The organism is Pantoea sp. Acro-807 (genome assembly GCF_011752675.1).
Classification (GTDB): domain Bacteria; phylum Pseudomonadota; class Gammaproteobacteria; order Enterobacterales; family Enterobacteriaceae; genus Pantoea; species Pantoea eucrina.
This window is the reverse complement of sequence record NZ_VWXE01000001.1, coordinates 1312104-1336336: the sequence shown is the minus strand read 5'-3', so window position 1 is coordinate 1336336 and position 24233 is coordinate 1312104. Positions and strand designations below refer to the sequence as shown.

Here is a 24233-nt window from a genome sequence, read left to right as displayed (position 1 = left end):
GGCGGACAGAGAGCCGCGCCAGCACGGCCGGATATTACGCGGTGATCTTCAGCCCATATTCGCGGCTGGCATCCCGCAGCCAGAGCCAGATGTACTCTGCAAAGCTGCGGCGGATCACCAGCTCCCAGCTTTCCGGACCGGTGCGGCGGATCAGCGCGCTGCTCTTCGCAAACACCGATCCGGCAACTTTGCCGACGGGAAACTGTGACGGATGCAGGTCAAGCACCGTGCTCTTTTTCAGTACATCGACCGCGTGTTTACCGGAGAGCGCCAGAATGGTCTGTCCGCCGCTGACGTTCACCACCGAAAAGTGACCAGTAATTTCAGCGCGCAGCGCTTTCTCCACCGGGAACAGCTGATCCATCGGCAGTACCACCAGCCACTCATCGGGGCTCAGCCAGCGCACGGAGATATCGCCATCTTCGGCGGAGGTCAGCGGCGCGGTGGGCAGCGGCAGGCCTAATACCGTCAGGCAGCCCTGCATAAAGCTCGCGCTGTTTTGCGAACCGCGCAGCACCAGATGCCCGCGCAGCGCCAGCTCACGCAGTTCAACGCCCGCCTGCTGCGACTGGCTGGCAGTGACGTTACCGCGATCGGCATGGTGCAGCGGCGATTCAGCGCGTACCTGCGGCGCACTCTGGTTCATTACCGCGACCTGTCTGACGGCCTCTGCGGGTTTGGTTTCAGGTAAGAGGGTTTCAGACATGTTGACGTTCTCCTTTCGGATCGATAAAGACCGGGCTGCAGATTTCCGCTTCCACCACGCGGCCATCTGCCAGCGGATAAAACACGGTTTCGCCCATACGCTGCAGTCCGCCTTTGATAAAGCCCATTGCGATACTGCGGTTCAGATTGGCGCTCCAGTAGCTGGAGCTGACGTGGCCCAGCAGATCCATCGGCACCGGCTGCTGCGGATTGGCTACCGCCTGCGCGCCTTCCGGCAGGACCACCAGCGGATCGCGCGTTTTCAGGCCGACCAGCTGTTTACGCTGCTCGCGCACGCAGTCTGCCCGCGCCATACCGCGCTTGCCGATATAGCTGAACGGCTTTGAATCGGCGACGCACCAGCCCATATTGAGATCGTGCGGCGTCACCGAGCCATCCGTATCCTGACCGGCAATAATAAAACCTTTCTCCGCCCGCAGAATGTGCATGGTCTCCGTGCCGTACGGCGTCAGATCATATTTCGCGCCGTGCTCAAACAGCTTCTCCCAGACCGCAAGGCCGTAGTTTGCCTGCACGTTGATCTCAAACGAGAGCTCACCGGTAAACGAGATGCGGAAGATACGCGCCGGTACGCCAGCGACCGTGCCTTCCTGCCAGTCCATGAACTTAAAGGTCTCTTTATCCAGCGACACATCGCTGCAGAGTTCCGCCAGCAGGTTGCGGCTCTCCGGACCGGAAATGGTCATGGTCGCCCAGTGATCGGTTACGCTGGTGAAGAACACCTCCAGTTCCGGCCACTCGGTCTGGTGGTAGAGTTCCAGCCACTCCATAACGTGCGCCGCGCCGCCGGTGGTGGTGGTCATCAGAAAGTGGTTCTCCGCGAGGCAGGAGGTTACGCCGTCATCAAACACCATGCCGCTTTCACCGCACATCAGGCCGTAGCGGCACTTGCCGACGCCGAGTTTAGCCCAGGCGTTGGTATAGACGCGGCTGATGAATTCGCGCGCATCTTTGCCCTGAATATCAATTTTGCCGAGGGTAGAGGCATCAAGGATGCCGACGCCGCTGCGCACCGCGCGGCATTCGCGATCCAGCGACTGCTGCATGGTTTCACCCGGACGCGGGTAGTACCACGGACGCTTCCACTGGCCAACATCTTCAAATTTCGCCCCCTGCTGCACGTGCCACTTATGCATCGCGGTAAAGCGTTTGGGATCGAACAGCTCGCCGCAGTTACGCCCCGCGATAGCGCCAAAAGCGATCGGGGTATAGTTCGGACGGAACACCGTGGTCCCGGTCTCGGGAATGGTTTTGCCCGTTACTTTGGCGGCAATCGCCATACCGTTGATGTTGCCGAGCTTTCCCTGATCGGTACCAAACCCCATCGCCGTATAGCGCTTGATATGCTCAATCGCCTCAAATCCTTCGCGCGTTGCCAGCGCAATGCCGGCCGCTGTGACATCATTCTGATAGTCAACAAACTGCTTTGGCGCGCGGCTGATCGGTTTGGTGTGCGGAATATGAAACAGCGCGGCGGGCGGATGCTCAATCCACTTTTTCACTTCGGGCAGGGCGACCTCAACCGGCGTCAGGCCGAGTTGCAGTACGGCATCCTGACCCGCTTTGATCCCTTCCTGCAGCACATTGTCGAGCGCGTAGCGGCCGTTGATGCCGCCCGCCGTCAGCTGCTGCTGCGCGGTCGGGCCGGGCAGAAAGCCAATCACTTCATTGTTCCAGACCGGACGGCTGCCGGTATGTCCGGCGAGGTGGATCACCGGGCTCCAGCCACCGGAGCTGGCGACGGTATCGCAGGAGAGGGTAAAGGGCTTACCGGTGAGGGCGTCGCCTTTTTTATCGATGGCGGCAATAGTGACGCCGCTGACGCGCTTTTTACCCTGCACGTCGATCACCGCGCTGCCGCTAATTACCCGAATGCCGCGGCGGCGCACGGCGGCGGCCAGCTCGCCTTTGGTGGCGGCGCGGGTATCCACTACGGCCACCACTTCGCGCCCGGCATCGGCCCAGTCCAGCGCGGTCTGATAGGCGCTGTCGTTCGTGGTCATCAGCACCAGCTGATTGCCGGGCACCACGCCGTAGCGGTTGATATAGACGGAGATGGCGGAGGGGATCATGCAGCCGGGCACATCGTTATGGCTGAAGACCAGCGGGCGCTCCTGCGCGCCGGTGGCAAGCACCACCCAGTGCGCCCGCACGCGGTGCATGCGCTGGCGTACCTGTCCGGCTGCCGCGCGGTCGCCGTGGTAATCTGTGCGGTTCTCATTAATGGTTAAGAAGTTATGATCGTGATAGCCGTTCACCGTCGCGCGCATCAGCAGCGTCACTTCCGGCATAGTGGCCAGCTCAGCCACCACCTCAGCCACCCAGTCGGCGGCCGGCTTGCCCTCGATCAGTTCGCGGCTGGCGAGCAGGTGTCCGCCCGGTTCGCTTTGCTCATCCGCGAGGATCACGCGTGCGCCGCTGCGGCCGGCGGTCAGCGCCGCCATCAGGCCCGCCGGCCCGGCACCGACGATCATCACATCGCAGTGCTGATTCATGGCATCGTAGATATCAGGATCTTTTTCGCGCGGCGCGCGTCCCAGCCCGGCGGCCTTACGGATAAATTTCTCGTAAGTCGGCCACATTGACTGCGGATACATAAAGGTTTTGTAGTAAAAGCCGGGCGGCATCACTTTGCCGCCGAGGTTACCCACCAGCCCCATCAGGTCAGATTCCACATTGGGCCAGCCGTTGGTGGCAGAGCAGACCAGGCCCTCATAGAGCGTCTGCTGCGTGGCGCGCACGTTGGGTACCTGAGTCGCTTCCGTTGCACCCAGCTGCAGCACCGCATTCGGCTCTTCCGCGCCCGCGGCAACGATGCCGCGCGGGCGGCTGTATTTAAAACTGCGTCCGACAATATCGATACCGTTGGCGAGCAGGGCAGAGGCGACGGTATCGCCTTCGTAGCCCTGATACTGACGGCCGTTCCAGGTAAAGTTCAGCGTGGTGGAACGGTTGATTCTGCCGCCGGACGGCAGGCGATTTTTCTGGCTCATGCTCTGCGCTCCTTACCCTTGCTCGCCGGCTTCAGGCTGTTCATCGAGTGTATAAACACGTTTGATTTCATACGTCTGTGTGTCACGCGTCAGGTTGAAAAATTTACGGCAGCCGGCGCTATGTACCCAGAGTTCGTTATGCATACCGCGCGGATTTTTGCGGAAATAGAGAAAGGTTCCCCACTCCTCGTCGCTGCAGGCATCCGGATTAGCGGGCCGGGCGATATGCGCCTGACCGCGCGGATGAAACTCTTCTTCTTCGCGATACTCACCACAGTGAGGACAGTAAATGTGCAGCATGCTAAAAGTCCTTAGTGGGCCACGCCCGCAGCGCCATGTTCATCAACCAGGGCCCCGGTGTAAAAACGGGACATTGCAAAAGGTTCAGCGATTGGATGCGGCGTGCCGTGCGCCAGCTGGTGGGCAAACAGGTTGCCGGAGCCGGGGGTGCCTTTGAAGCCGCCGGTGCCCCAGCCGCAGTTGAAAAACAGGTTGCGTACCGGGGTCGCGGAAAGGATGGGGCTGGCGTCAGGGCAGGTATCAACAATGCCGCCCCACTGGCGGTTCATGCGTACGCGGCTGGTGCAGGGGAAGAGCTCAACAATCGCCTGGATCGTGTGCTCAATCACGCTGTAGGATCCGCGCTGGCCATAGCCGACCCAGCCGTCGATGCCGGCGCCAATCACCAGATCGCCTTTATCAGACTGGCTCATGTAGCCGTGTACGTGGTTGGACATCACGACCGTATCGAGAAAGGGTTTAATCGGCTCTGAGACCAGCGCCTGCAGCGGATGCGACTCCACCGGCAGTTCAAAGCCCGCCATTTTCGCCATCACGCCGGAGTTGCCGGCGGTGACGCAGCCCACGCGATCGGCTTTGATCACGCCGTGGTTGCGGGTTTTCACGCCGGTGATCTTGCCGTCGCTGATCTCCATATCGATCACTTCACAGTTCTGGATCAGATCCACGCCCAGGCTGTCGGCGGCGCGGGCATAGCCCCAGGCCACCGCATCGTGGCGGGCGTTGCCGCCGCGGCGCTGCACCGAGGCGCCCAGCACCGGATAGCGCGCATCTTTACTGCAGTCGAGCGCCGGGATCTCGCGCTGCAGCTGGTCGCCATAGACCATTTCGTTATCGATGCCCTGCAGGCGGTTGGCGTTCGCCAGCCGCTCATTGGTGCGCAGATCCTGCAGCGTGTGGCAGGTGTGGTAGACGCCGCGCTGCGAGAACATCTGGTTGTAGTTCAGCTCCTGCGACAGGCCTTCCCACAGCTTCATGGAGTGCTCATAGAGCGCGGCGGACTCATCCCACAGGTAGTTAGAGCGGACAATGGTGGTGTTGCGGCAGATGTTGCCACCGCCGAGGTGGCCCTTTTCCAGCACCGCCACATTGGTGATGCCGTGCTCCTTTGCCAGATAGTAAGCGGTAGCCAGACCGTGACCGCCGCCGCCGATAATAATCACGTCATAGCGTTTCTGCGGTGTCGGATTGCGCCAGACCTTCTGCCAGTTCTCATGAAAGCTCAGACTGTGTCTGAGCAGGCCAAATCCTGAATAGCGTTGCATGTTTATCTACTCCCGTAACGATACCGCGTGTGCGAATGGACAGAGGGTAAGACGGCGCCCCGCGGCAGGCCGGGGGCGTTCTGGCTTAGCGGTAAACCGGGAAATCTGCACACAGCGACAGCACCTGCTGCTTCACCTGCGCAATTTTCACTTCCAGCTGCTCCTCGTTGTGCATGACGTCGAGGATGTCTGCGATCCAGCCTGCCAGCGTGCGGCAGTTCTCCTCGCTAAAGCCGCGCGTGGTGATCACCGGTGCACCGATGCGCAGGCCGGAGGTCACAAACGGCGACTGCGGATCGCCCGGTACAGCATTTTTATTGACGGTGATATTGGCGCGGCCCAGCGCGGCGTCCGCCGCTTTGCCGGTCAGGCCCTGTTTGATCAGGCTCAGCAGAAACAGGTGGTTATCGGTACCGCCCGAGACCACATCGTACTGACGCGCAATAAAGACCTCCGCCATCGCCTGCGCATTTTTCACTACCTGGCGCTGATAGTTTGCGTAGTCAGGCTGCATCGCCTCTTTAAAGGCTACCGCTTTGGCGGCGATAACATGCATCAGCGGACCGCCCTGGCCGCCGGGGAATACGGCGGCATTCAGTTTCTTCTCCAGCTCCGGATTGGCTTTCGCCAGGATCAGACCGCCGCGCGGACCGCGCAGGGTTTTATGCGTGGTGGTGGTGACCACGTCAGCGAACGGCAGCGGATTAGGATAGATACCGGCGGCGACGAGGCCCGCGACGTGTGCCATATCGACAAACAGCCACGCGCCCGTTTTATCGGCGATAGCGCGAAAGCGCGCCCAGTCAACCACGCGTGAATAGGCGGAGAAGCCAGCCACAATCATTTTTGGCTTATGCTCCAGCGCCAGCGCTTCCACCTGGTCGTAGTCGATCTCGCCCGTTGCTTCGTTCAGGCCATACTGCACGGCGTGATAGATCTTGCCGGAGAAATTGACGTGTGCGCCGTGCGTCAGATGGCCGCCGTGCGCCAGGCTCATGCCCAGCACAGTGTCACCCGGCTGGCACAGTGCCATATAGACCGCCGCGTTAGCCTGCGAGCCGGAGTGCGGCTGCACGTTGGCGTAATCGGCCCCGAACAGCGTACAGGCGCGTTCAATCGCCAGTTTCTCCACGATGTCGACATATTCACAGCCGCCGTAGTAGCGTTTGGCCGGATAGCCCTCCGCATATTTATTGGTCAGTACCGTGCCCTGCGCCTGCATAACGCGCGGGCTGGTGTAGTTCTCTGAGGCGATAAGCTCGATGTGCTCTTCCTGACGTACCGCTTCCTGCTCTATTGCCTGCCACAGTTCACTGTCAAAGCTCTGAATGGTGTCGCTTTTCGCAAACATGCTCTCTCCTTGCCCGGATAATCGCGCGGCGCCTGCTCCGGAACTGAGCCATTCAGGGCAGCGGTAAATTGAGTGTGGGTTGATAATACCCAGCGCCACTGCGGCCAGGATGTTTGGTAACGCCGGGGCTATGTCAATTTGCGACATAGGGCGCTACCCGCCACCGTGCGGCAGGGTAAGGCGGCTACGCCGGGCGGAAAATGGCGAGTTCACGGTGAAATGCGTCGTTCTCCGGCATCCATCGATTTTTTACGCCATCGATAATGCGGCAGGTAAACACTACATGGCCGTGAGCCCGGGAGAGCAGAATGAGTATTAGCGTCTTCGATTTATTTAAGGTCGGAATTGGCCCCTCCAGTTCGCACACCGTCGGGCCCATGCGCGCGGCGCAGCGCTTTGTTGAGCAGCTGAGCCAGAGTGCCAGGCGGCAGGCGCTCTGCCGCATTAAAATTGAACTGTTTGGCTCGCTGAGCGCAACCGGACGCGGGCACAGCACGGACAAAGCGGTGCTGCTCGGGCTGATGGGGGCCTCACCGGATACCATCGATCCGCACATCATTGACGCCACGGTACAGGCGATCTGTGAAACCGGTTCAGTGACGCTGCCGTGGGGGGAAAACATTGAATTTGACTGGCATCAGGATCTGCTGTTTGTGGATGACGTGCTCGCTTATCACCCGAACGCCATGCGGCTGAACGCCTATTTCCGCACCGGCGACAGCCTCTCGGTGGTCTATTACTCCATCGGCGGCGGCTTTGTGCTGGATGAAGAGGAGGCCACGGCCACTGCACATCTGGTGCCGCAGTGCACGCTGCCCTATGACTTTAACAGCGGAGCGGAGCTGCTGGCCCACTGCCGCGAAAAGGGGCTGCGTATCAGCGCGCTGATGCTGGAAAATGAAAAGGTATGGCGTGACGAAGCGGCGATCCGCAGCGGGCTGGCGCAGATCTGGCAGGTGATGCAGCAGTGTATCGCTAACGGGCTGGCCCAGGAGGGTATCCTGCCGGGTGGCCTGCAGGTGCGCCGCCGTGCGCCAGCGCTCTATCAGTCTCTGCGCCGCGCCTCAGCGGAGAATGTCATCAGCTCGACGCTCTCCGCTATGGACTGGATCAATCTCTATGCGCTGGCGGTCAACGAAGAGAACGCCGCGGGCGGGCGGATGGTGACGGCACCGACCAACGGCGCCGCCGGCATTGTCCCGGCCGTGCTGATGTACTACATGCAGTTTGAACCCCGCGCGCGCGAAGAGGATGTGGTGGACTTTCTGCTGGCGGCGGCCGCGGTCGGGGCGCTGTGCAAAAAGAATGCGTCTATATCCGGCGCTGAGGTGGGCTGTCAGGGCGAGGTCGGCTCCGCCTGTGCCATGGCGGCGGCTGGCCTCACGGACGTGCTGGGCGGCACGCCGGAACAGGTTGAGAACGCGGCAGAAATTGCGCTGGAACACAATCTTGGCCTGACCTGCGATCCGGTGGGCGGGCTGGTGCAGGTGCCCTGTATTGAACGCAACGCGATTGCGGCAATGAAAGCGATTAATGCCGCGCAGATGGCGCTGCGCGGCGATGGTCAGCACTTTATTTCGCTGGATAAAGTGATCCGTACCATGCGCGATACCGGCCGCGATATGCAGGATAAATATAAAGAGACGTCGAAAGGGGGTCTGGCAGTCAACGCGATTGAATGTTAATTCTGTGTAACTAATTGGTTACGACAGCTTATGCGGATCGCCATACGGACAGGCAGTGGACAGTGATGTAAAAGAGTGCAAAATGCGCTGACTTAACCAAAACGGGTCAGCGTCTGCACTGTTTTGAGGCTAAAGGGAGCAGTTCGTGCAGCAATGATCAAATCTGTGAAGCTGAACAAACATTTGTTTCGCTTATGTTAACTGTGTGTCATTTTCCGCAGGGCCATCCTGGTGACGAATGGCATGTCTGTTGCTTACTCTATAGGTGATGGAAAGCGATTGGGGGAGATGCCCCCGGGTAATGTTTCTGTTTAGCCTAATAGAGGTCAGCGCACATGTTCGACACAGACGCAATTTTGAAAAGTCCCTCTACTGATATTAAAAAGCGCAGCGTAGGCTTTTTACTGGTCAATAATTTCACCATGATGGCTCTGGCAACCGCAGTTGAACCTTTACGCATGGCGAACCAGCTAAGCGGCAAGGAACTGTATAGCTGGTGTACCGTCAGTGAAGAGGGTGCGCCCGTTGTGGCAAGTGATGGTATTTCAATTACGCCCGATCATTCGATGGCTAACGTGGCAGCACTGGATGTGCTGATCGTGGTCGGGGGTGTCAACATTACCCGCAGTTATACCAGCCGTCAGGTGAGCTGGCTGCAGAGCATGGCGCGCCGCAAAATCCTGATTGGCGGCATCTGTACCGGACCCTATCTGCTGGCGGAAGCCGGGCTGCTGGATGGGTATCACTGCAGCGCGCACTGGGAGTGCATTGCGTCCATGCAGGAGGCGTACCCCAAAGTCATCTGTACCAACCAGCTGTTTGTGATTGAGCACGATCGCATGACCAGCAGCGGCGGCACCGTGCCGATGGATATGATGCTGACCATGATCCAGCGCCACTTTGGCCACCAGCTCACCGCCGGCATTTCAGAGATGTTTATCTGCGACCGCGTACGCAATGAATCAGACTATCAGCGTATCCCGCTGCGTCACGTGCTCGGCACGGCGCAGCCAAGCCTGGTGGAGGCAGTATCGCTGATGGAGGCCAACATTGAGGAGGCGATCGATCTGGATGAGCTGGCAGGTTACGTCGGCCTGTCGCGCCGTCAGCTGGAGCGGCTGTTTCAGAAATACCTGCGCTGCTCGCCCTCACGTTACTATCTGAAGCTGCGGCTGTTCCGCGCCCGCCAGCTGCTGAAGCAGACCTCCATGTCGATTATTGAAATCGCCCTGGCGTGCGGCTTTGTCTCTACGCCGCACTTCAGCAAATGCTATCGCGAACATCTTGGCGTGCCGCCGCGCGAAGAGCGGCGGGGCGTACACAGTCAGGGAGGCGGCAAGACGCTGACGCAGTTCTTTATGGCGGAAATGCCCGGCCTGACAAACTGGCAGCAGGAGAGCACGGTATCCGCCTCTCTGCGCATCCTGAATGAGGCGCGCTTTGAGCCAACCTTTGGCTCAGTGGCACTGTCAACGGATCTCTGACGCCACCCGCCGCCTGTGATGCGTGCCGGCTGAAAACGCTGCCTTCAGGGCAGCTTTTTTATGTCCGCTCATCGGTTTAAACCATCCGTTCACTTTCCGGGGCTGCGCCAGCTGTCAGGCAAGTGACGTTTTCAGAACAATTCATCCGCAGCGTAAACCCTATTCTGTTTTCATTCGGCCGCACCCGGTTATGAATCAAACCAGAGAGGAAGATATGAACGCTACTGAATTGCACGATTCTGCGATTGTCATCGATGGGCTGGTAATTGCGAAATGGGACAGAGAGCTGTTTGAGGATATGCGCCGCGGCGGGCTGACGGCTGCCAACTGCACGGTCTCCGTCTGGGAAGGGTTTCAGGGCACGGTTAATAATATCGTGGAAATGAATAACCTGATTGCGCAGAACGCCGATCTGGTCACCAAAGTAACCAACACCCGCGATATCCGGCGCGCCAAAGATGAAGGCAAAACCGGCATCCTGATGGGCTTCCAGAACGCGCACGCGTTTGAAGATCAGCTGGGCTACATTCAGGTGTTCAAAGAGCTGGGCGTGGGCGTGGTGCAGATGGCCTATAACACGCAGAATCTGGTCGGCACCGGCTGCTATGAGCGTGATGGCGGCCTCTCCGGTTATGGTCATGAAGTCGTGGCGGAGATGAACCGCGTCGGCATGCTGTGCGACCTTTCGCACGTGGGCGCGCAGACCTCAAAAGAGGTGATCCTCGCGTCGAAAAAACCGGTCTGTTACTCCCACTGCCTTCCCTCTGGCCTGAAAGATCACCCGCGTAATAAATCTGATGAAGAGCTGAAATTTATTGCGGACCACGGCGGATTTGTGGGCGTCACCATGTTTACCCCGTTCCTGAAAAATGGCATTCACTCCACGATTGAAGATTACGTGGAAGCGATCGACTACATCTTCAACCTGGTGGGTGAAGATCAGATCGGCATCGGCACCGACTTCACGCAGGGCCACGGTCAGGCATTTTTCGAGTGGCTGACGCACGACAAGGGCTACGCCCGCCAGCTCACCGACTTCGGCAAAATCATCAACCCGGAAGGCATTCGCACGCTGGGTGAATTCCCGAACTTAACGGCTGCACTGCTGCGCCACGGCTTTACCGAGAAGCAGGTGCGCAAATTTATGGGCGAGAACTGGCTCAACCTGCTGGCAAATGTCTGGCATGAGTGATCGTCTGGCCTGTTCACACCACTAAGCGAGGTAAACCATGGCACATGCGCCTGAAATGCCAATCAGCGTCGATGATGAAACCGGCGTCTGGACCACCGATGCGTTACCGATGTTGTACGTGCCCCGGCACTTCTTCGTGAACAACCATATGGGCATTGAAGAGGAGATTGGCGCTGAACGCTACGCCGCCATCCTCTACAAAGCGGGCTATAAATCGGCCTGGCACTGGTGCGAAAAAGAGGCTGCGCTGCACGGCCTCTCCGGTGACGCCGTATTTGAGCACTACATGAAACGTCTTTCTCAGCGCGGCTGGGGCTTCTTTTCCACCGAAGCGCTCGATCTGAAACAGGGCACGGCGCGGATCCGACTCGATCACTCTGCGTTTGTCTATCAGTACGGCAAGGTCAACCGCAAGGTGGACTACATGTTTACCGGCTGGTTTGCCGGCGCGATGGATCAGATTGCGCAGAGCCTCGGCTACAGCGTGAAAACCCGGGCGGTGCAGACGCAGAGCGCGGCCGAAGAGGGATGTGAGTACGGCATTTTTACCGTTTCGCCAGTATAAAACCGGGTACGCAGCGCCGGCTGCGTACCCTGCACAACAACTGAACCGCAGGCTGGCGGGCCGGATATCAGAACGGAATTAAGGTGAAGCTATGTCACAGTTTGATCTGCTGTTTGAGCCATTGAAGATAAATAAACTGACTATCCGCAACCGTATTGTCAGCACCGCCCACGCCGAGGTGTATGCCACTGACGGCGGGATGACCACCGATCGCTATGTGCGCTATTACGAAGAGAAAGCCAAAGGCGGCTGCGGACTCTGTATCTGCGGCGGCTCAAGCGTGGTCTCGATCGACAGCCCCCAGAGCTGGTGGAGTTCGGTTAACCTGAGTACCGACCGGATTATTCCCCACTTTCAGAATCTCGCCGATGCCGTGCACCAGCACGGCGGCAAAATCATGATCCAGATCTCCCACATGGGGCGGCGCTCGCGCTGGGATGGCGAGAACTGGCCTAACCTGATGTCACCCTCCGGCATCCGTGAGCCGGTGCACCGCGCCACCTGCAAAACCATTGAGGAAGAGGAGATCTGGCGCGTTATCGGCGACTTCGCTAAAGCGGCGCAGCGCGCCAAAGCGGGTGGTCTCGACGGCGTGGAGCTCTCCGCCGTGCATCAGCATATGATCGACCAGTTCTGGTCACCGCGCGTTAATAAGCGTACCGATGAGTGGGGCGGCAGTTTTGAAAAGCGGATGCGCTTTGGCATTGAGGTGCTGAAAGCGGTGCGTGACGCGGTCGGCCCCGATTTTGTCGTCGGCATGCGCATTACCGGTGATGAGTTTCATCCCGACGGCCTCAGCCATGAAGATATGCGGCAGATCGCCGCGTACTACGATAAAACCGGCATGGTCGATTATTTTGGCGTGGTCGGCTCCGGCTGCGACACCCATAACACGCTGGCGAACGTTATTCCGAATATGAGCTATCCGCCCGAGCCGTTTCTGCATCTGGCGGCGGGTATCAAAGAGGTGGTCACGGTGCCGGTGATCCACGCGCAGAATATTAAAGATCCCAATCAGGCGCAGCGTATCCTCGAAGCGGGCTACGTCGATTTTGTCGGGATGACGCGGGCGCATATCGCCGATCCGCACCTGATCGCCAAGATCAAAATGAATCAGGTCGATCAGATCCGCCAGTGCGTCGGCGCCAACTACTGCATAGACCGGCAATATATGGGGCTGGATGTGCTGTGCATTCAGAACGCGGCCACCTCGCGCGAATATATGGGGCTGCCGCATATCATTACCAAAACCGAAGGGCCGGTGCGCAACGTCGTAGTGATTGGCGGCGGACCGGGCGGGCTGGAGGCAGCGCGCGTGGCGGCAGAGCGCGGGCATAAGGTCACGCTGATTGAGCGCGCCAGCGAGCTGGGCGGGCAGGTTACGATTGCGGCAAAAGCGCCGCAGCGCGATCAGATGGCCGGTATCACGCGCTGGCTGGCGATGGAAACTGAGCGTCTCGGCGTGAAGGTGCTGACTAATACCACGGCGGATATGGCGATGATCCGCGATCTCACCCCCGACGTCTGCATCCTTGCTACCGGCGGAGAGCCCTTCCTGGAGCAGAACCCGGAGTGGGGAGCGGCGGAAGGGCTGGTGGTCTCCAGCTGGGATGTGCTGAACGGCGTGGTGGAGCACGGCAAAAACGTACTGGTGTATGACGCTATCTGTGAGTTCTCCGGTATGTCCGTCTCCGATTTCCTCGCCGCGCGCGGTGCGCTGGTGGAGCTGGTAACCGGCGATATCAAACCCGGCGTGGGCATTGGCGGCACCACCTTCCCGACCTACTATCGCAGCCTGTATGAAAAAGCGGTGGTGATGACCTCCGATCTGGCGCTGGAGAAGGTCTATCGCGAAGGCGAGAAGCTGGTGGCGGTGCTGGAAAATGAATACACCGGGCAGAAAGAGGAGCGGGTGGTGGATCAGATTGTGGTGGAAAACGGTACCCGTCCTAATGAGGAACTCTACTACGCGCTGAAAGCGGAATCGCGCAACAAGGGGCAGATTGACGTGGAAGCGCTGTTTGATATCCGTCCGCAGCCGGTGCTGGCGCAGGCGGGCAGCGGCATGATCCTGTGGCGGCTCGGCGACTGCGTCTCGCAGCGTAACGTTCACGCCGCGATCTACGACGCGCTGCGTCTCTGCAAGGATCTGTAGCTTCGCCGTCGCTGACGTAAAGCGTGCGGTATCCGGAAGCGGTACCGCACGCCGCATCTAACAGAAATTGTCTGGAAAGGGCACATCATGGTACTTGATCGGATACTCCCCTGGTTACTTCTTGGCGCGGTGATTCTGGCCATCGTGGGTATGGTCAGGCGCGTCCTGCTCTGGCGGCGCGGACAACCGGAACAGGTTGCGCTGCTGAGCGGCCTGATGGCGATGCCTCGCCGCTATCTGGTTGACCTGCATCACGTGGTGGCGCGTGATAAATATATGTCGCGCAGCCATGTGGCCACCGCCGGCGGCTTTGTGCTGTCGATGCTGCTGATCCTCGTGGTTCATCTGGCGGGCGTCAGCGGCACGCTGGTGGATGGCGTGCTGGCGGGCGCGCTGCTGGTGATGTTCAGCGGCGCGCTGTTTATCTGGTATCGCCGTCGCAATCCGCCAGCCCGTCTTTCACGCGGGCCGTGGATGCGGTTGCCAAAGAGCCTGCTGGTGTTTGCGGCAACGTTCTTTATCACCACGCTGCCGGTCTCCGATCTGTTTGGCGAGGCGGGGCGCTGGGTGATGGCGGTCCTGCTGCTGGCAGGCATCTGCTGGGGTCTGGGCGAGATGGTGTTTGGCATGGCGTGGGGCGGGCCGATGAAACACGCGTTCGCCGGTGCGCTGCATCTTGCCTTTCATCGTCGTCCCGCCCGCTTTGGCGGCGGCCGATCCGTGGGCCTGAAGCCGGTGGATCTGGCTGCCCCAACGCTCGGCGTTGAAAAACCGGCCGATTTCAAATGGAACCAGCTGCTGGGCTTTGACGCCTGCGTGCAGTGCGGCAAGTGTGAAGCGATGTGCCCGGCGTTTGCGGCGGGTCAGCCGCTCAATCCCAAAAAGCTGATTCAGGATATGGTTATCGGGATGGCGGGCGGCAGCGACGCGCGCTTTGCCGGCAGCCCCTATCCGGGCGTGCCGGTGGGCGAAGCGTGCGGAGCGCCGCATCAGCCGATTGTCGGAGGGCTGATCAAAGAAGAGACGCTCTGGTCCTGCACCACCTGCCGCGCCTGCGTGGAGGAGTGTCCGATGATGATTGAGCATGTTGACGCGATTGTGGACATGCGCCGCTTTATGACGCTGGAGAAGGGGCAAACGCCCGGCAAAGGCGCGGAGGTGCTGGATAACCTCAGCCAGACAGATAATCCTGGCGGCTTTAACCCGCGCAGCCGCACGCACTGGTCAGCCGATCAGAACCTGCCGCTGATGCGGGATGTCGGGCAGGCCGACGTGCTGTTCTGGGTCTCCGACGGGGCGTTTGATATGCGCAGCCAGCGTATTCTGCGCGCGTTTGTCAAAGTGCTCAGGGCCGCCGGCGTAAACTTTGCGGTGCTGGGCGATGAGGAGCTCGATAGCGGAGACGTGGCGCGACGCCTGGGTGATGACGCCACGTTTCAGCGGCTGGCGCGCAGCAATATCGCCACGCTGCAAAAATATCGTTTTAACCGCATCGTGACCACCGATCCGCACGCCTTTCACTGCCTGAAAAATGAGTATCCCGATTTCTACCCGGCAGACACTCAGCCTGACTATGAGGTGCTGCATCACACCACCTTTATTAATGAGCTGGTTAAGGCGCAGCTGCTGGATCTGAAAGATTACAAAGGCGGCAGCGTGACCTGGCACGATCCCTGCTACCTCGGCCGCTACAACGGTGAATATGCATCACCGCGTGAACTGCTGGCGGAGCTGGGGATCAAACTCAGCGAAATGGACCGCTCCGGTTTCCGCTCACGCTGCTGCGGCGGCGGTGGCGGTGCGCCGATTACGGATATTCCGGGGGAGCGGCGCATCGCTGACATGCGGATGGAGGATGCAAAACAGACCGGCGCAGAGCTGATTGCCGTTGGCTGCCAGCAGTGTACCGCGATGCTGGAAGGTGTCGTCGGGCCGCGTCCGGAGGTCAAAGATATCGCTGAACTGGTGGCGGAAGTCCTCAGCGAACCGAAAAAACCGCTGCCGGCGAAGCTGCGCGAGCGCCAAATTGCTGTGGAGGTGATCTGATGAAAACCACTGTACGCCGCGATCCGCGTCTTGAGTGGATTGCCCGCAACCGGCTGCATCCGCAGCATGCAGAGCTGATGCAGCCGGTGCAGGAGAGCCGCGGCCCGTCCGGGCTGCTGCGTAAAAATCCGCACGCCGTCGGCTTTACCGGACCCAACGGACTGAAGCGCATCGATCGCGAGAACGTTAACGCGTTTTCCCAGCTCTCCGGCCGGCGCAGCGCCGGCACGCCGCACGTCGCTGAGCTGCCGCTGCACCGCGTGGCGCAGCCGGATTACTGCGTAGCGGCGGTGCTGGATATGACCGGCGGCCGCCTGACCAGCCACGATCGCGACGTGCTGGGGCAGGCGCACCAGCTGGTGCGTGATGCTGGCGGTGCAGGCGTGGTCGTGGCCGTGGTATTTGGTGAGCATCGTGAAGAGAGTTTTGCCACCGCGGGCGCTGACCGGCTGCTCCACTTCAGCGGCGAACGCTATGAGGGTTACAGCCCGGAGCAGCGCATCCATGCGCTGATGGCGGCAGAAAACGAACTGGCACCGCGCTTCTGGCTGTTTCCGGACAGTGTTGCCGGAGGCTTTGAGCTGGGCTGTCGCTTTGCCGCACGCTGCGGGGAGCGACCCGCCACGCAGGTGTGGCGCATAGAGGGCGACAGCTGTATCAGCCGGGCGGCGGGCGGCAGCGCCGATATTACGCGTCCGGTTGCGCGCGTCATGCTGCTGACCGCAGAGTGCGCCGATCCGGTGGATGAGACCCGCCATGAAGCGCTGCCGGTGAGCGTCGGGCTGCGAAGCATTGGCGCTGCGCGCATTACCGACTGCGGACTGATGCCGGTCGATCCGGCAGCGGTGCCGCTGGGCGAGGCGGAGTTTATTTTGTCTGCCGGTAACGGCGTCAGCGACTGGGCGCAGTTTCACGCTACCGCAGAGAGTCTGGGAGCGACCGAAGGCGCCAGCCGCGTGGCCGTGGATAATGGCCATATGCCGCGTTTCCGGCAGGTGGGTGCTACCGGCACCTGGGTGACGGCGCGGGTCTATCTGGCGGTGGGCATCTCCGGCGCGGTGCAGCATCTGCAGGGGATTGCGCAGTGCGACCGGGTGATCGCCATTAATACCGATCCCGGCTGCGATATGGTCAGCCGCGCGTCGCTGAGCGTGATTGGCGACAGCGATGCGATCCTGGCTGAACTGGCGCGTCTGGCGCGCGCCTGGCGTAATAAGGAGCTTAACCATGCAGCATAAAGCACACCACAGCGGCTGCCGCATTACGGCGCTGATATCCGTCGGACTCCATCCCGAGTCGGGCAGGGCACGCCGCGCCGGGCAGGATGCGCGTGCGGTAGAGATGGGGCTGGCGCTGGCTTCCGGCGATCTGGAGCTTCTTCACGCCGGCGATCCGCACAACGCGGCGCTGCGCAGCTATGCGGGCATGGGCGTTGAGACGCTGCGCGTGCTGCCGATGACGGAGCAGGGCGATGCGGTGGCGGTGCTGAGTCACTATCTTAAGCAGGATCACCCGGATGTGATCCTCACCGGCGGCCGGGCGGAGCGCGGCGAGTCATCCGGTATGCTGCCTTTTCTGCTGGCAGAAGCGCTGGAGATCCCGGTTGTGGTCGGCGTGGCGGAGATTGTCAGCCTGAACGGCACCGATGCTGAAGTGCTGCAGGCGCTGCCGCGCGGTCAGCGGCGTCTGCTGCGTGTGGCGCTGCCGTTTATCGCCAGCGTGGACATGGCCGCCGCCGCGCCGCGCCAGAGCGCGTTTGGCCCGGCAAACCGGGCAGAGATCACCACCGCTGCGGGCGTGGACGTGCCGGATACAGCGATGGCAGCCTGGGAGATAGCGCCGGCGCGTAAGCGGCCGAAGCGCCTGAAAAAAGTAAAAGCGAAAACGGCGGCGGATCGCTTTAAAGCGGCCACGGCGAAGTCACAGAATGAAGGTGGCAAAGTGCTGCAGAATAAACCGGTGAATGAGATGGCGCAGGCGGTCTTTGATCTGCTGCTGGAGGAGGGCGTGATCCGCTAGCTGCGTGCCTGAACGATAAAAAAACCGGCTGGCGGTTAACGACGCCAGCCGGGTTTTCTGTTATCAGGTCAGCCTTTTACGTTTTTAAGCACGGTTTCACTGTACCAGTCGATAAAATTAATCACGCCAAACTCATAGGTTTCAGAATAGGGGCCTGGCTGATAGCCAATGGAGTTGATGCCGCGCTGATTCTCTTCGCCCAGAACGCGATCCTGCTCGTTGGTGGCGTCCCAGACGGTGCGCAGACGCTCCGGATCGTAATCGATACCGGCCACCGCGTCTTTATGCACAAACCATTTTGTCGTTACCATCGTCTCCTGCGCGGAGATTGGCAGCACGCGGAACACGATAAAGTGATCGCTTTGCATATGGTTCCACGAGTTGGGCAGGTGCAGAATACGCATCGATCCCTGATAGTGGCTGGTAAAACGGCCCAGCAGCCGGGTGCAGCCCTCACGACCATCAATGGTCATGACTTTGGTGCCCTCTTTCAGCGGCATACGCACAATCCGGTTGCGCAGACCAAAGCTCTGATGGCGATGCGGAATACCCTGCTCATCCCACAGCGCCGCCTGCTTGTTGTAGTAGTCATGGAAACTTTGTGGTGCGCGTGGATCGTTGGTGTCATCCCACTCCAGCAGGCTGTTCAGCAGTTCCGGATGGCTGCCGGCGCAGTGGTAGCACTCGCGGTTATTCTCCAGCACCAGTTTCCAGTTGGCTTTTTCATACATATGGGACTCTGCCGCCAGCTTGGTGTTGTCCACATCATAGGGTTCCATATACTCCGCCAGCGTGGCCAGAAACTCATCGAAGTCAGACTCCGGCGGCGTCTCTGCGAGGCAGATAAAGATAAACCCGCCGGCGGTTTTACAGTGCGCTTTTTTCAGGCCGTGCTGCTTCATGTCAAATGACTGATTCATCTCTGAACCGGCGAAGAGCAGGTTGCCCTTTAAATCGTACGTCCACTGGTGGTAGGGACAGACCAGATTGGCCACCTTGCCGCGCTCCTTTGAGCAGAGCCGCGAGCCGCGATGGCGACAGGTGTTGTGAAACGCGTTGATGTTGCCCTCTGCATCGCGCAGAACCAGCACCGGGTTCTGTCCGACCTCAAGCGTAAAGTAGTCACCCTTTTTCGGGATTTCGCTGCTCATGCCGGCAAACAGCCACTCTTTCTGAAACACCTCCTCCATATCAATGCGAAACAGAGTCGGGTCATTATAGAGCGCCTGCGGCAGCGAATAGTTGGGCTGGCGTTTTTCGAGCAGATCCTGCATGCGGTCGCTCGCATCGACAAGGCTTGTACAGGTGATATTCAGCAGATCGTTGTGGCTCATAATGTTGCTCTTCTCGCGCAGTTGAAAAGGGAGTGGTTCGCGCCCGACAGGCGCAGCCGGATATCAACAAAACCGGACTTCCGCGTTACCGGAAGCCCATAAGATCGCTACGGATTACAGACATGCTGCACCGGTCCGGCGCCCGTCAATGTTCTGCCAGCGACATAAATCCCCTCTATTAAAGACGCGCGTGCAGAATTTCCTGCGGATGTGGTTTTTTCAGGCATTTCCGTGTCGCGCATAACTAAATGCTGTGGCGGGGTTACACGGAGAATCGCAGTTTCTGGCTCAAAAGCCTGTGGTTATCCATGCGTCGATACAGGCAATTGATCACTCCAATCCTGACGGGAATGAAATGTATGACAGAGAGAAATATCACGGTACTGAATACCAATGCTTTTGAGCCTGTCACCACGCAGACCTGGACCAATGGCCGTCATGCGGTGCGGTGCGTTAAGGTCATACAGGAAACCTGGGACGTGAAAACCTTCTGCTTTATGGCGGAGCAGCCGGTGATGTTCTTCTTTAAGCCGGGGCAGTTTGTCACGCTGGAGCTGATGATTGAGGAGCAGACCGTGTTTCGCTCCTACACCATCTCCAGCTCTCCCTCGGTGCCGTATAGCTTTTCGATCACGGTAAAACAGGTGCCGGGCGGCGTGGTATCTAACTGGCTGCACGCGAATATGCGCGAAGGCATGGATCTGGCGGTGCACGGCCCGGTAGGGCAGTTTAACTGCATCGATTATCCCGGCGATAAGGCGCTGTTTCTCTCCGGCGGCGTTGGCATTACGCCGATGATGTCGATGGCGCGCTGGTATTTTGACACTAACGCTGATGTAGACATGGTGTTTGTGCACAGCGCCCGCACGCCGGAAGATATTATTTTCCGCCGCGATCTGGAGAATATGACGGCGCGTATTCCTAACTTCAAACTGAGCATCATCTGCGAACGCTATGAATCAGGACAATACTGGGCAGGCTTTCGCGGCTTTCTGAACCACGCCATGCTGCAGATGATCGCGCCTGATTTTATGGAGCGGGAGATCTTCTGCTGCGGACCGACGCCCTATATGCGCGCGGTGAAAGCGATTCTGGAAAACGTCGGCTACGATATGGCGCACTACCATGAAGAGTCGTTTGGTGCCACGCCGGAGATGGTACAGGAGCAGGTGGTGCAGGAGGCGGAAGAGGCGGCCGAACTGGCCGACGCACTCTGCAGTTCCGAGCTGCTGACCGTGGCGTTTACGCAGAGTGATAAGAGCGTGAAAATTGCGCCGGGTGAAACCGTTCACGCCGCCGCTGCCAAGCTGGGCCTGCATATCCCGAAAGCGTGCGGCATGGGGATCTGCGGCACCTGCAAGGTGAAGTGCCTGGAAGGTGAGGTTGAGATGAACCACAACGGCGGCATTACCGACGAGGATGCCGAAGAGGGCTATATCCTCTCCTGCTGCAGCGTGCCGAAAGGCAATGTGGTCGTGGAATTCTGACCCGCCGCGCACCGCCGGAAAGCAAAAAGCCAGATGTCAGCTGACATCTGGCTTTTTTAATCTGGCTCCTCTGACTGGACTCGAACCAGTGACATACGGATTAACAGTCCGCCGTTCTACCGACTGAACTACAGAGGAATTGTGTTTCGGCGCGCATAATAATCAACTCTCCTGCGGCTGTCAAAACGTGATTTAGCGCCTGCCGGTTGTTTGCTGCTTCCTGCAGCAACCTGCTGATTTTGTCAGCATCTGCCGCTGCCTGATACCCTGCGAAAAGGCCGTTTTTTTGCAGAAATAGGCTTATCTCTCAAGCCGTTACGCTTATCACTCCGCCTTGCATTCTGGTTATGGCTGCTACACTTAATGCTGTTCACCTGAGCCAGATTACCCTTCGCTGAAAAAGGAACGCGTTATGACCGATCGTCCAGAAAATCCGCAACAGGCGCAGCAGCAGCAGTGGCCCGGCAGCTTTCGCGAGATGCAGCCGGTGCCCGATCACGGCGAAACCAGCTATCAGGGCAGCGGCCGGCTGAAAGGCAAAACCGCGATTATCACCGGCGGCGACTCCGGTATTGGCCGCGCAGTGGCCATCGCTTACGCCCGTGAAGGCGCCGACGTGGTCATCTCCTACCTGGATGAACACGAAGATGCAAAAGATACCGCGCAGCTGGTGGAAGCTGCCGGGCAGCAGGCGCTGCTGATCGCGGGTGATATTATGCAGGCGGAACACTGCCGCAGCATCGTGGCGCAGACGGCGGATCGTTTTGGCAAAATTGATATTGTGGTCAACAACGCCGCTTTCCAGATGACGCGCGACTCGCTGGATGAGATTGATGATGATGAGTTTGACCGCACGATGAAAACCAATCTCTATGCGATGTTCTACATCTGTAAAGCCGCGGTACCGCATATGCCAGCCGGCAGCTCCATTATTAACACCGCGTCAGTCAACGCCGATCAGCCAAAACCAAAACTGATTGCCTACTCGGCCACCAAAGCCGCCATCATTAACTTTTCCGGCAGCCTTGCCGCGCTGCTGGCGGATAAGGGCATTCGTGCCAACGCGGTCGCACCGGGACCTATCTGGACGCCGCTGATCCCGGCCACTATGCCGCCGCAGCAGGTCGAAAGTTTTGGCAGCCAGGTGCCGCTGCAGCGTATGGGGCAGCCCGCTGAGCTGGCCTCTTCTTATGTCATGCTGGCCAGCGACGAAGCCAGCTATATCTCAGGGGCAACCATTGCCGTAACCGGCGGGGTAGCGGTGATTTAACGCCGGCGCAGACAGCAAAAAGCCCGCTCAGGTTTCCCTGAGCGGGCTTTTCTAATTCTGGCTCCTCTGACTGGACTCGAACCAGTGACATACGGATTAACAGTCCGCCGTTCTACCGACTGAACTACAGAGGAATCGTGTGAACGAGGCGAATAGTAGTGGCCCCGGACGAGCCTGTCAACAGCTTAAAACACAATTGCATTCAACTGGCTAGCAAAGATACAGCCCGCGCAGGGATCAGGCAGATTCCGCCGCCAGCGTCGCAAGCCGGGCAGCAGGATCCTGACGGTAAAACAGCTGCAGGTGACGATACATCGCCGGAAAGCGCTGAAGGAGCAGGTCGGGCGCAGTGAAGAAATATTCTGACAGCACAGCAAAACATTCGGCCGGATCGCTGGCTGCGTAGGGATCAAAGGTCGCGGCCTCTTCACCCGCGAGTGCCACTTCATCGTCAATTTCCTGCATCACCTGCAGCAAATCTTTTTCCCAGCCAGCGACCTCGCGCAGCGGAATAGCGGGGATGCCGCTGGTGTAGCCGCTGCCGCGCGCGTCCAGCTTATGCGCCACTTCATGGATCACCAGGTTATAGCCTGAGAGATCGAACGCGTCGGAAATATCCAGCGCGTTGAGCACCACCGGCCCCTGCGTCCAGCTCTGCCCGGCGTGTACAGCGGGCGCCTGATGCACCAGCCCGCTCTCATCTTCCCAGCGATCATCAACCGCAAAGGGTTCAGGATAGATAAGCACGTCGTGAAAGCCATCCAGCCACTCCACGCCCAGCTTCAGCACCGGCAGGCAAAACAGCAGCGCCAGACGGGCGCTGTGCAGCGCATCCAGTTCAGTGCCCTGCAGCAGGACAAATTTTTTCTGCTGCAGAAAGCGCTGCGCCATGCCGATCAGAACGGCGTGCTCGTCATGATTAAGCAGAGAAAACACTGGCTGCCGCAGCGCCTGCGTCCAGGGCAGTTCAGCGACAGCATCGGATTTATGCGCGTTCCGGGACCATTTAAACATCGCAGCGCCTGTAGAAGGAGAGAAGGAGTGCCGACGGGACAGAATGTGCCAGACGTCAAACCCGTTATTCAACCTGTTAGCCGGGACGGTGTCTGTGATTGCGCTTGCAAAGTGAAAAGCAAAAATAAGCGGGGTGGGGCGTAAGCGCCTCTTCCGGTGGGCAGAAGAGGCGCAGGGCGCTCGCTCAGAGCGATCGGCTTTCGCGCAGAACGCGCTCAAATTCAATGACCCAGACCCAGGGGTTAACCTCCCAGCTGGTCGCGCCATACTGTTTTTGCCACGCTTTGCGATACGCCTCTTTGGGCGACTCTGAATTCATATTCATGGTAAAGAAGTTGTTCAGGAAGTGCGAGTCCGTCTGAACGCCCTCTGCCATGATGTCATCCTCGCTGATATCCTGGATTTTTTCAGCCCGGATCGCGGTGATGGTCAGATCGATGCGGCTTGCCCAGCGCGGCATGTGAATGGCCGTCTGCCAGCCAAACTGCTCCGCGTCCTGCAGATCGTCCTCCAGCTGACCAAACTCGTTGCTGTCAGCACGATACTGGCAGAAGTCGGGATGGCGAAACAGCTGGGGATCGCGATCGTACTCTGCCAGCTGCGCTTCCGGCACAATCGGGCCGCGCCAGGTTTCGCGTACCCACAGGCGATCGCCAACCTGCCCGAAGGGACAGTGCGCGCTGATATCGGACATCGACATCAGTTTGTAGCCGTGAAGATGATTCGCACTGACATCAAACGCATGAACGCCTTCATGGTGGTCCTGTCCTGGACCAAATGCCTGCGTTTTCATAATGCGTCGGGTCTGTGTTTGCTGGCCAACCAGCAGGGCGCGAACCCGCTGTTCGGAAAAAAGAATCGGCCGTTCTTTCATTTTTTACCTCTTGTTATATCACGAACCCGGAAAGCGTTGACGTTACATCCTGTACAGGACGAGACCCTTAGCATAAAGGTTTCAAACAAATTTGCTTAATAATTTGTCACCTGATAATCAGGCGTTCCCTTCCTGTTCCGGTATTAAAAAAACATCCAGGCAAAAAGTGGGGTGCAGATCGCTTAACGTACCGGCGAAATGCGGAAATTTCCCCTATACAGTACGTTATAACGGCCAAAATAGAAATATTTTCAGACTATTTCACCTTTTTCTCCGCTAATAACTGGCTATCTGTCAGCGAGGAGTGACCGCTTAAATTCCCCGCGCACTGGCATCGCGGTTAAGCGCGACACATAAACTATGTTAACTAAATCTGACGATAGTGAAACGTCATAAGGAAAAGCTGAAAACAAAAAGGCTACTGGGCAAGCGGGCTTAACAACGCTATAACATGATCAGGATCGCAGATTTTT

General features: G+C 59.0%; 18 protein-coding genes and 2 tRNA genes. 10 read left to right on the top strand and 10 right to left on the bottom strand.

Annotation, left to right across the window (positions count from 1 at the left end; translation table 11 throughout):
* Positions 1-34 precede the first annotated feature (34 nt).
* The 5 genes from F3J39_RS06460 to glyA all read right to left on the bottom strand — a co-directional run bounded on the left by F3J39_RS06460 (position 35) and on the right by glyA (position 6635).
* Positions 35-706, bottom strand: coding sequence for a sarcosine oxidase subunit gamma family protein (locus F3J39_RS06460; RefSeq protein WP_082032665.1), 672 nt, complete (start codon positions 704-706; stop codon positions 35-37).
* Positions 699-3719, bottom strand: coding sequence for a sarcosine oxidase subunit alpha (locus F3J39_RS06455; protein ID WP_166713959.1), 3021 nt, complete (start codon positions 3717-3719; stop codon positions 699-701). Before F3J39_RS06455 ends, F3J39_RS06460 begins: the two co-directional genes overlap by 8 nt.
* 12 nt (positions 3720-3731) lie before the next feature.
* Positions 3732-4019: a sarcosine oxidase subunit delta gene (locus F3J39_RS06450; RefSeq protein ID WP_065648985.1), complete on the bottom strand. Its 288-nt coding sequence runs from the start codon at positions 4017-4019 to the stop codon at positions 3732-3734.
* Between the two features lie 11 nt (positions 4020-4030).
* A complete protein-coding gene (locus F3J39_RS06445) occupies positions 4031-5284 on the bottom strand; it encodes a sarcosine oxidase subunit beta family protein (RefSeq protein WP_166713958.1) in 1254 nt (417 codons plus the stop codon).
* Between the two features lie 85 nt (positions 5285-5369).
* On the bottom strand, positions 5370-6635 hold the full coding sequence (gene glyA / locus F3J39_RS06440; RefSeq protein ID WP_039385219.1) for a serine hydroxymethyltransferase: 1266 nt from the start codon (positions 6633-6635) through the stop codon (positions 5370-5372).
* Positions 6636-6943: 308 nt separating this feature from the next.
* Between glyA and F3J39_RS06435 the strand changes: the two genes are divergently transcribed.
* The 8 genes from F3J39_RS06435 to F3J39_RS06400 all read left to right on the top strand — a co-directional run bounded on the left by F3J39_RS06435 (position 6944) and on the right by F3J39_RS06400 (position 17781).
* On the top strand, positions 6944-8320 hold the full coding sequence (locus tag F3J39_RS06435; RefSeq protein WP_039385216.1) for an L-serine ammonia-lyase: 1377 nt from the start codon (positions 6944-6946) through the stop codon (positions 8318-8320).
* 335 nt (positions 8321-8655) lie between these two features.
* Complete coding sequence (locus F3J39_RS06430; protein WP_039385214.1) at positions 8656-9804, top strand: GlxA family transcriptional regulator; 1149 nt, start codon at positions 8656-8658, stop codon at positions 9802-9804.
* A gap of 214 nt (positions 9805-10018) precedes the next feature.
* On the top strand, positions 10019-10996 hold the full coding sequence (locus tag F3J39_RS06425) for a dipeptidase (RefSeq protein ID WP_039385212.1): 978 nt from the start codon (positions 10019-10021) through the stop codon (positions 10994-10996).
* A 37-nt stretch (positions 10997-11033) separates the two neighbouring features.
* Positions 11034-11561 carry a DUF5943 domain-containing protein gene (locus F3J39_RS06420; RefSeq protein ID WP_039385210.1) on the top strand — a complete coding sequence of 176 codons (528 nt, stop codon included), beginning with the start codon at positions 11034-11036 and terminating at the stop codon, positions 11559-11561.
* Positions 11562-11652: 91 nt separating this feature from the next.
* Positions 11653-13716 carry a dimethylglycine demethylation protein DgcA gene (gene dgcA, locus F3J39_RS06415; RefSeq protein WP_166713957.1) on the top strand — a complete coding sequence of 688 codons (2064 nt, stop codon included), beginning with the start codon at positions 11653-11655 and terminating at the stop codon, positions 13714-13716.
* An 87-nt stretch (positions 13717-13803) separates the two neighbouring features.
* Positions 13804-15762, top strand: coding sequence for a (Fe-S)-binding protein (locus F3J39_RS06410; RefSeq protein WP_166713956.1), 1959 nt, complete (start codon positions 13804-13806; stop codon positions 15760-15762).
* Positions 15762-17000, top strand: coding sequence for an electron transfer flavoprotein subunit alpha/FixB family protein (locus F3J39_RS06405; RefSeq protein WP_166713955.1), 1239 nt, complete (start codon positions 15762-15764; stop codon positions 16998-17000). Before F3J39_RS06410 ends, F3J39_RS06405 begins: the two co-directional genes overlap by 1 nt.
* The gene (locus F3J39_RS06400; protein WP_104085146.1) at positions 16990-17781 is read left to right on the top strand and encodes an electron transfer flavoprotein subunit beta; all 792 of its coding nucleotides are present in this window, start codon (positions 16990-16992) and stop codon (positions 17779-17781) included. The genes F3J39_RS06405 and F3J39_RS06400 overlap by 11 nt, the downstream gene beginning before the upstream one ends.
* Before the next feature lie 68 nt (positions 17782-17849).
* Here the strand turns inward: F3J39_RS06400 and F3J39_RS06395 are convergent, their stop codons facing one another.
* On the bottom strand, positions 17850-19115 hold the full coding sequence (locus F3J39_RS06395) for an aromatic ring-hydroxylating dioxygenase subunit alpha (protein ID WP_094111323.1): 1266 nt from the start codon (positions 19113-19115) through the stop codon (positions 17850-17852).
* Between the two features lie 359 nt (positions 19116-19474).
* Between F3J39_RS06395 and F3J39_RS06390 the strand changes: the two genes are divergently transcribed.
* Positions 19475-20602 (top strand): hybrid-cluster NAD(P)-dependent oxidoreductase, encoded by a 1128-nt coding sequence (locus F3J39_RS06390; protein ID WP_282097877.1) that lies wholly within the window; start codon positions 19475-19477, stop codon positions 20600-20602.
* A 62-nt stretch (positions 20603-20664) separates the two neighbouring features.
* Here F3J39_RS06390 and F3J39_RS06385 read toward each other — a convergent pair.
* Positions 20665-20740: transfer RNA gene (locus tag F3J39_RS06385), tRNA-Asn, on the bottom strand.
* 274 nt (positions 20741-21014) lie between these two features.
* Between F3J39_RS06385 and F3J39_RS06380 the strand changes: the two genes are divergently transcribed.
* The gene (locus F3J39_RS06380; protein WP_071667965.1) at positions 21015-21872 is read left to right on the top strand and encodes a glucose 1-dehydrogenase; all 858 of its coding nucleotides are present in this window, start codon (positions 21015-21017) and stop codon (positions 21870-21872) included.
* 58 nt (positions 21873-21930) lie between these two features.
* Here F3J39_RS06380 and F3J39_RS06375 read toward each other — a convergent pair.
* From F3J39_RS06375 to F3J39_RS06365, 3 genes are all read right to left on the bottom strand, one after another.
* Positions 21931-22006, bottom strand: a tRNA-Asn gene (locus F3J39_RS06375).
* A 103-nt stretch (positions 22007-22109) separates the two neighbouring features.
* Complete coding sequence (mtfA, locus tag F3J39_RS06370; protein ID WP_039385190.1) at positions 22110-22886, bottom strand: DgsA anti-repressor MtfA; 777 nt, start codon at positions 22884-22886, stop codon at positions 22110-22112.
* 184 nt (positions 22887-23070) lie between these two features.
* Entirely contained in the window at positions 23071-23760 is a 690-nt protein-coding gene (locus F3J39_RS06365) for a hypothetical protein (RefSeq protein ID WP_039385187.1), read from the bottom strand.
* Positions 23761-24233: the final 473 nt, after the last annotated feature.

Bases quoted from the DNA above. Each gene is read 5' to 3' on its own strand.
- F3J39_RS06460 (WP_082032665.1), bottom strand. From the start codon at position 706: ATGTCTGAAACCCTCTTACCTGAAACCAAACCCGCAGAGGCCGTCAGA.
- F3J39_RS06390 (WP_282097877.1), top strand. From the start codon at position 19,475: ATGACAGAGAGAAATATCACGGTACTGAATACCAATGCTTTTGAGCCT.
- F3J39_RS06450 (WP_065648985.1), bottom strand. From the start codon at position 4,019: ATGCTGCACATTTACTGTCCTCACTGTGGTGAGTATCGCGAAGAAGAA.
- F3J39_RS06365 (WP_039385187.1), bottom strand. From the start codon at position 23,760: ATGAAAGAACGGCCGATTCTTTTTTCCGAACAGCGGGTTCGCGCCCTG.
- F3J39_RS06395 (WP_094111323.1), bottom strand. From the start codon at position 19,115: ATGAGCCACAACGATCTGCTGAATATCACCTGTACAAGCCTTGTCGAT.
- F3J39_RS06430 (WP_039385214.1), top strand. From the start codon at position 8,656: ATGTTCGACACAGACGCAATTTTGAAAAGTCCCTCTACTGATATTAAA.
- glyA (WP_039385219.1), bottom strand. From the start codon at position 6,635: ATGTTTGCGAAAAGCGACACCATTCAGAGCTTTGACAGTGAACTGTGG.
- F3J39_RS06400 (WP_104085146.1), top strand. From the start codon at position 16,990: ATGCAGCATAAAGCACACCACAGCGGCTGCCGCATTACGGCGCTGATA.
- F3J39_RS06455 (WP_166713959.1), bottom strand. From the start codon at position 3,719: ATGAGCCAGAAAAATCGCCTGCCGTCCGGCGGCAGAATCAACCGTTCC.
- F3J39_RS06435 (WP_039385216.1), top strand. From the start codon at position 6,944: ATGAGTATTAGCGTCTTCGATTTATTTAAGGTCGGAATTGGCCCCTCC.
- F3J39_RS06445 (WP_166713958.1), bottom strand. From the start codon at position 5,284: ATGCAACGCTATTCAGGATTTGGCCTGCTCAGACACAGTCTGAGCTTT.
- mtfA (WP_039385190.1), bottom strand. From the start codon at position 22,886: ATGTTTAAATGGTCCCGGAACGCGCATAAATCCGATGCTGTCGCTGAA.
- F3J39_RS06410 (WP_166713956.1), top strand. From the start codon at position 13,804: ATGGTACTTGATCGGATACTCCCCTGGTTACTTCTTGGCGCGGTGATT.
- F3J39_RS06420 (WP_039385210.1), top strand. From the start codon at position 11,034: ATGGCACATGCGCCTGAAATGCCAATCAGCGTCGATGATGAAACCGGC.
- F3J39_RS06425 (WP_039385212.1), top strand. From the start codon at position 10,019: ATGAACGCTACTGAATTGCACGATTCTGCGATTGTCATCGATGGGCTG.
- F3J39_RS06405 (WP_166713955.1), top strand. From the start codon at position 15,762: ATGAAAACCACTGTACGCCGCGATCCGCGTCTTGAGTGGATTGCCCGC.
- F3J39_RS06380 (WP_071667965.1), top strand. From the start codon at position 21,015: ATGACCGATCGTCCAGAAAATCCGCAACAGGCGCAGCAGCAGCAGTGG.
- dgcA (WP_166713957.1), top strand. From the start codon at position 11,653: ATGTCACAGTTTGATCTGCTGTTTGAGCCATTGAAGATAAATAAACTG.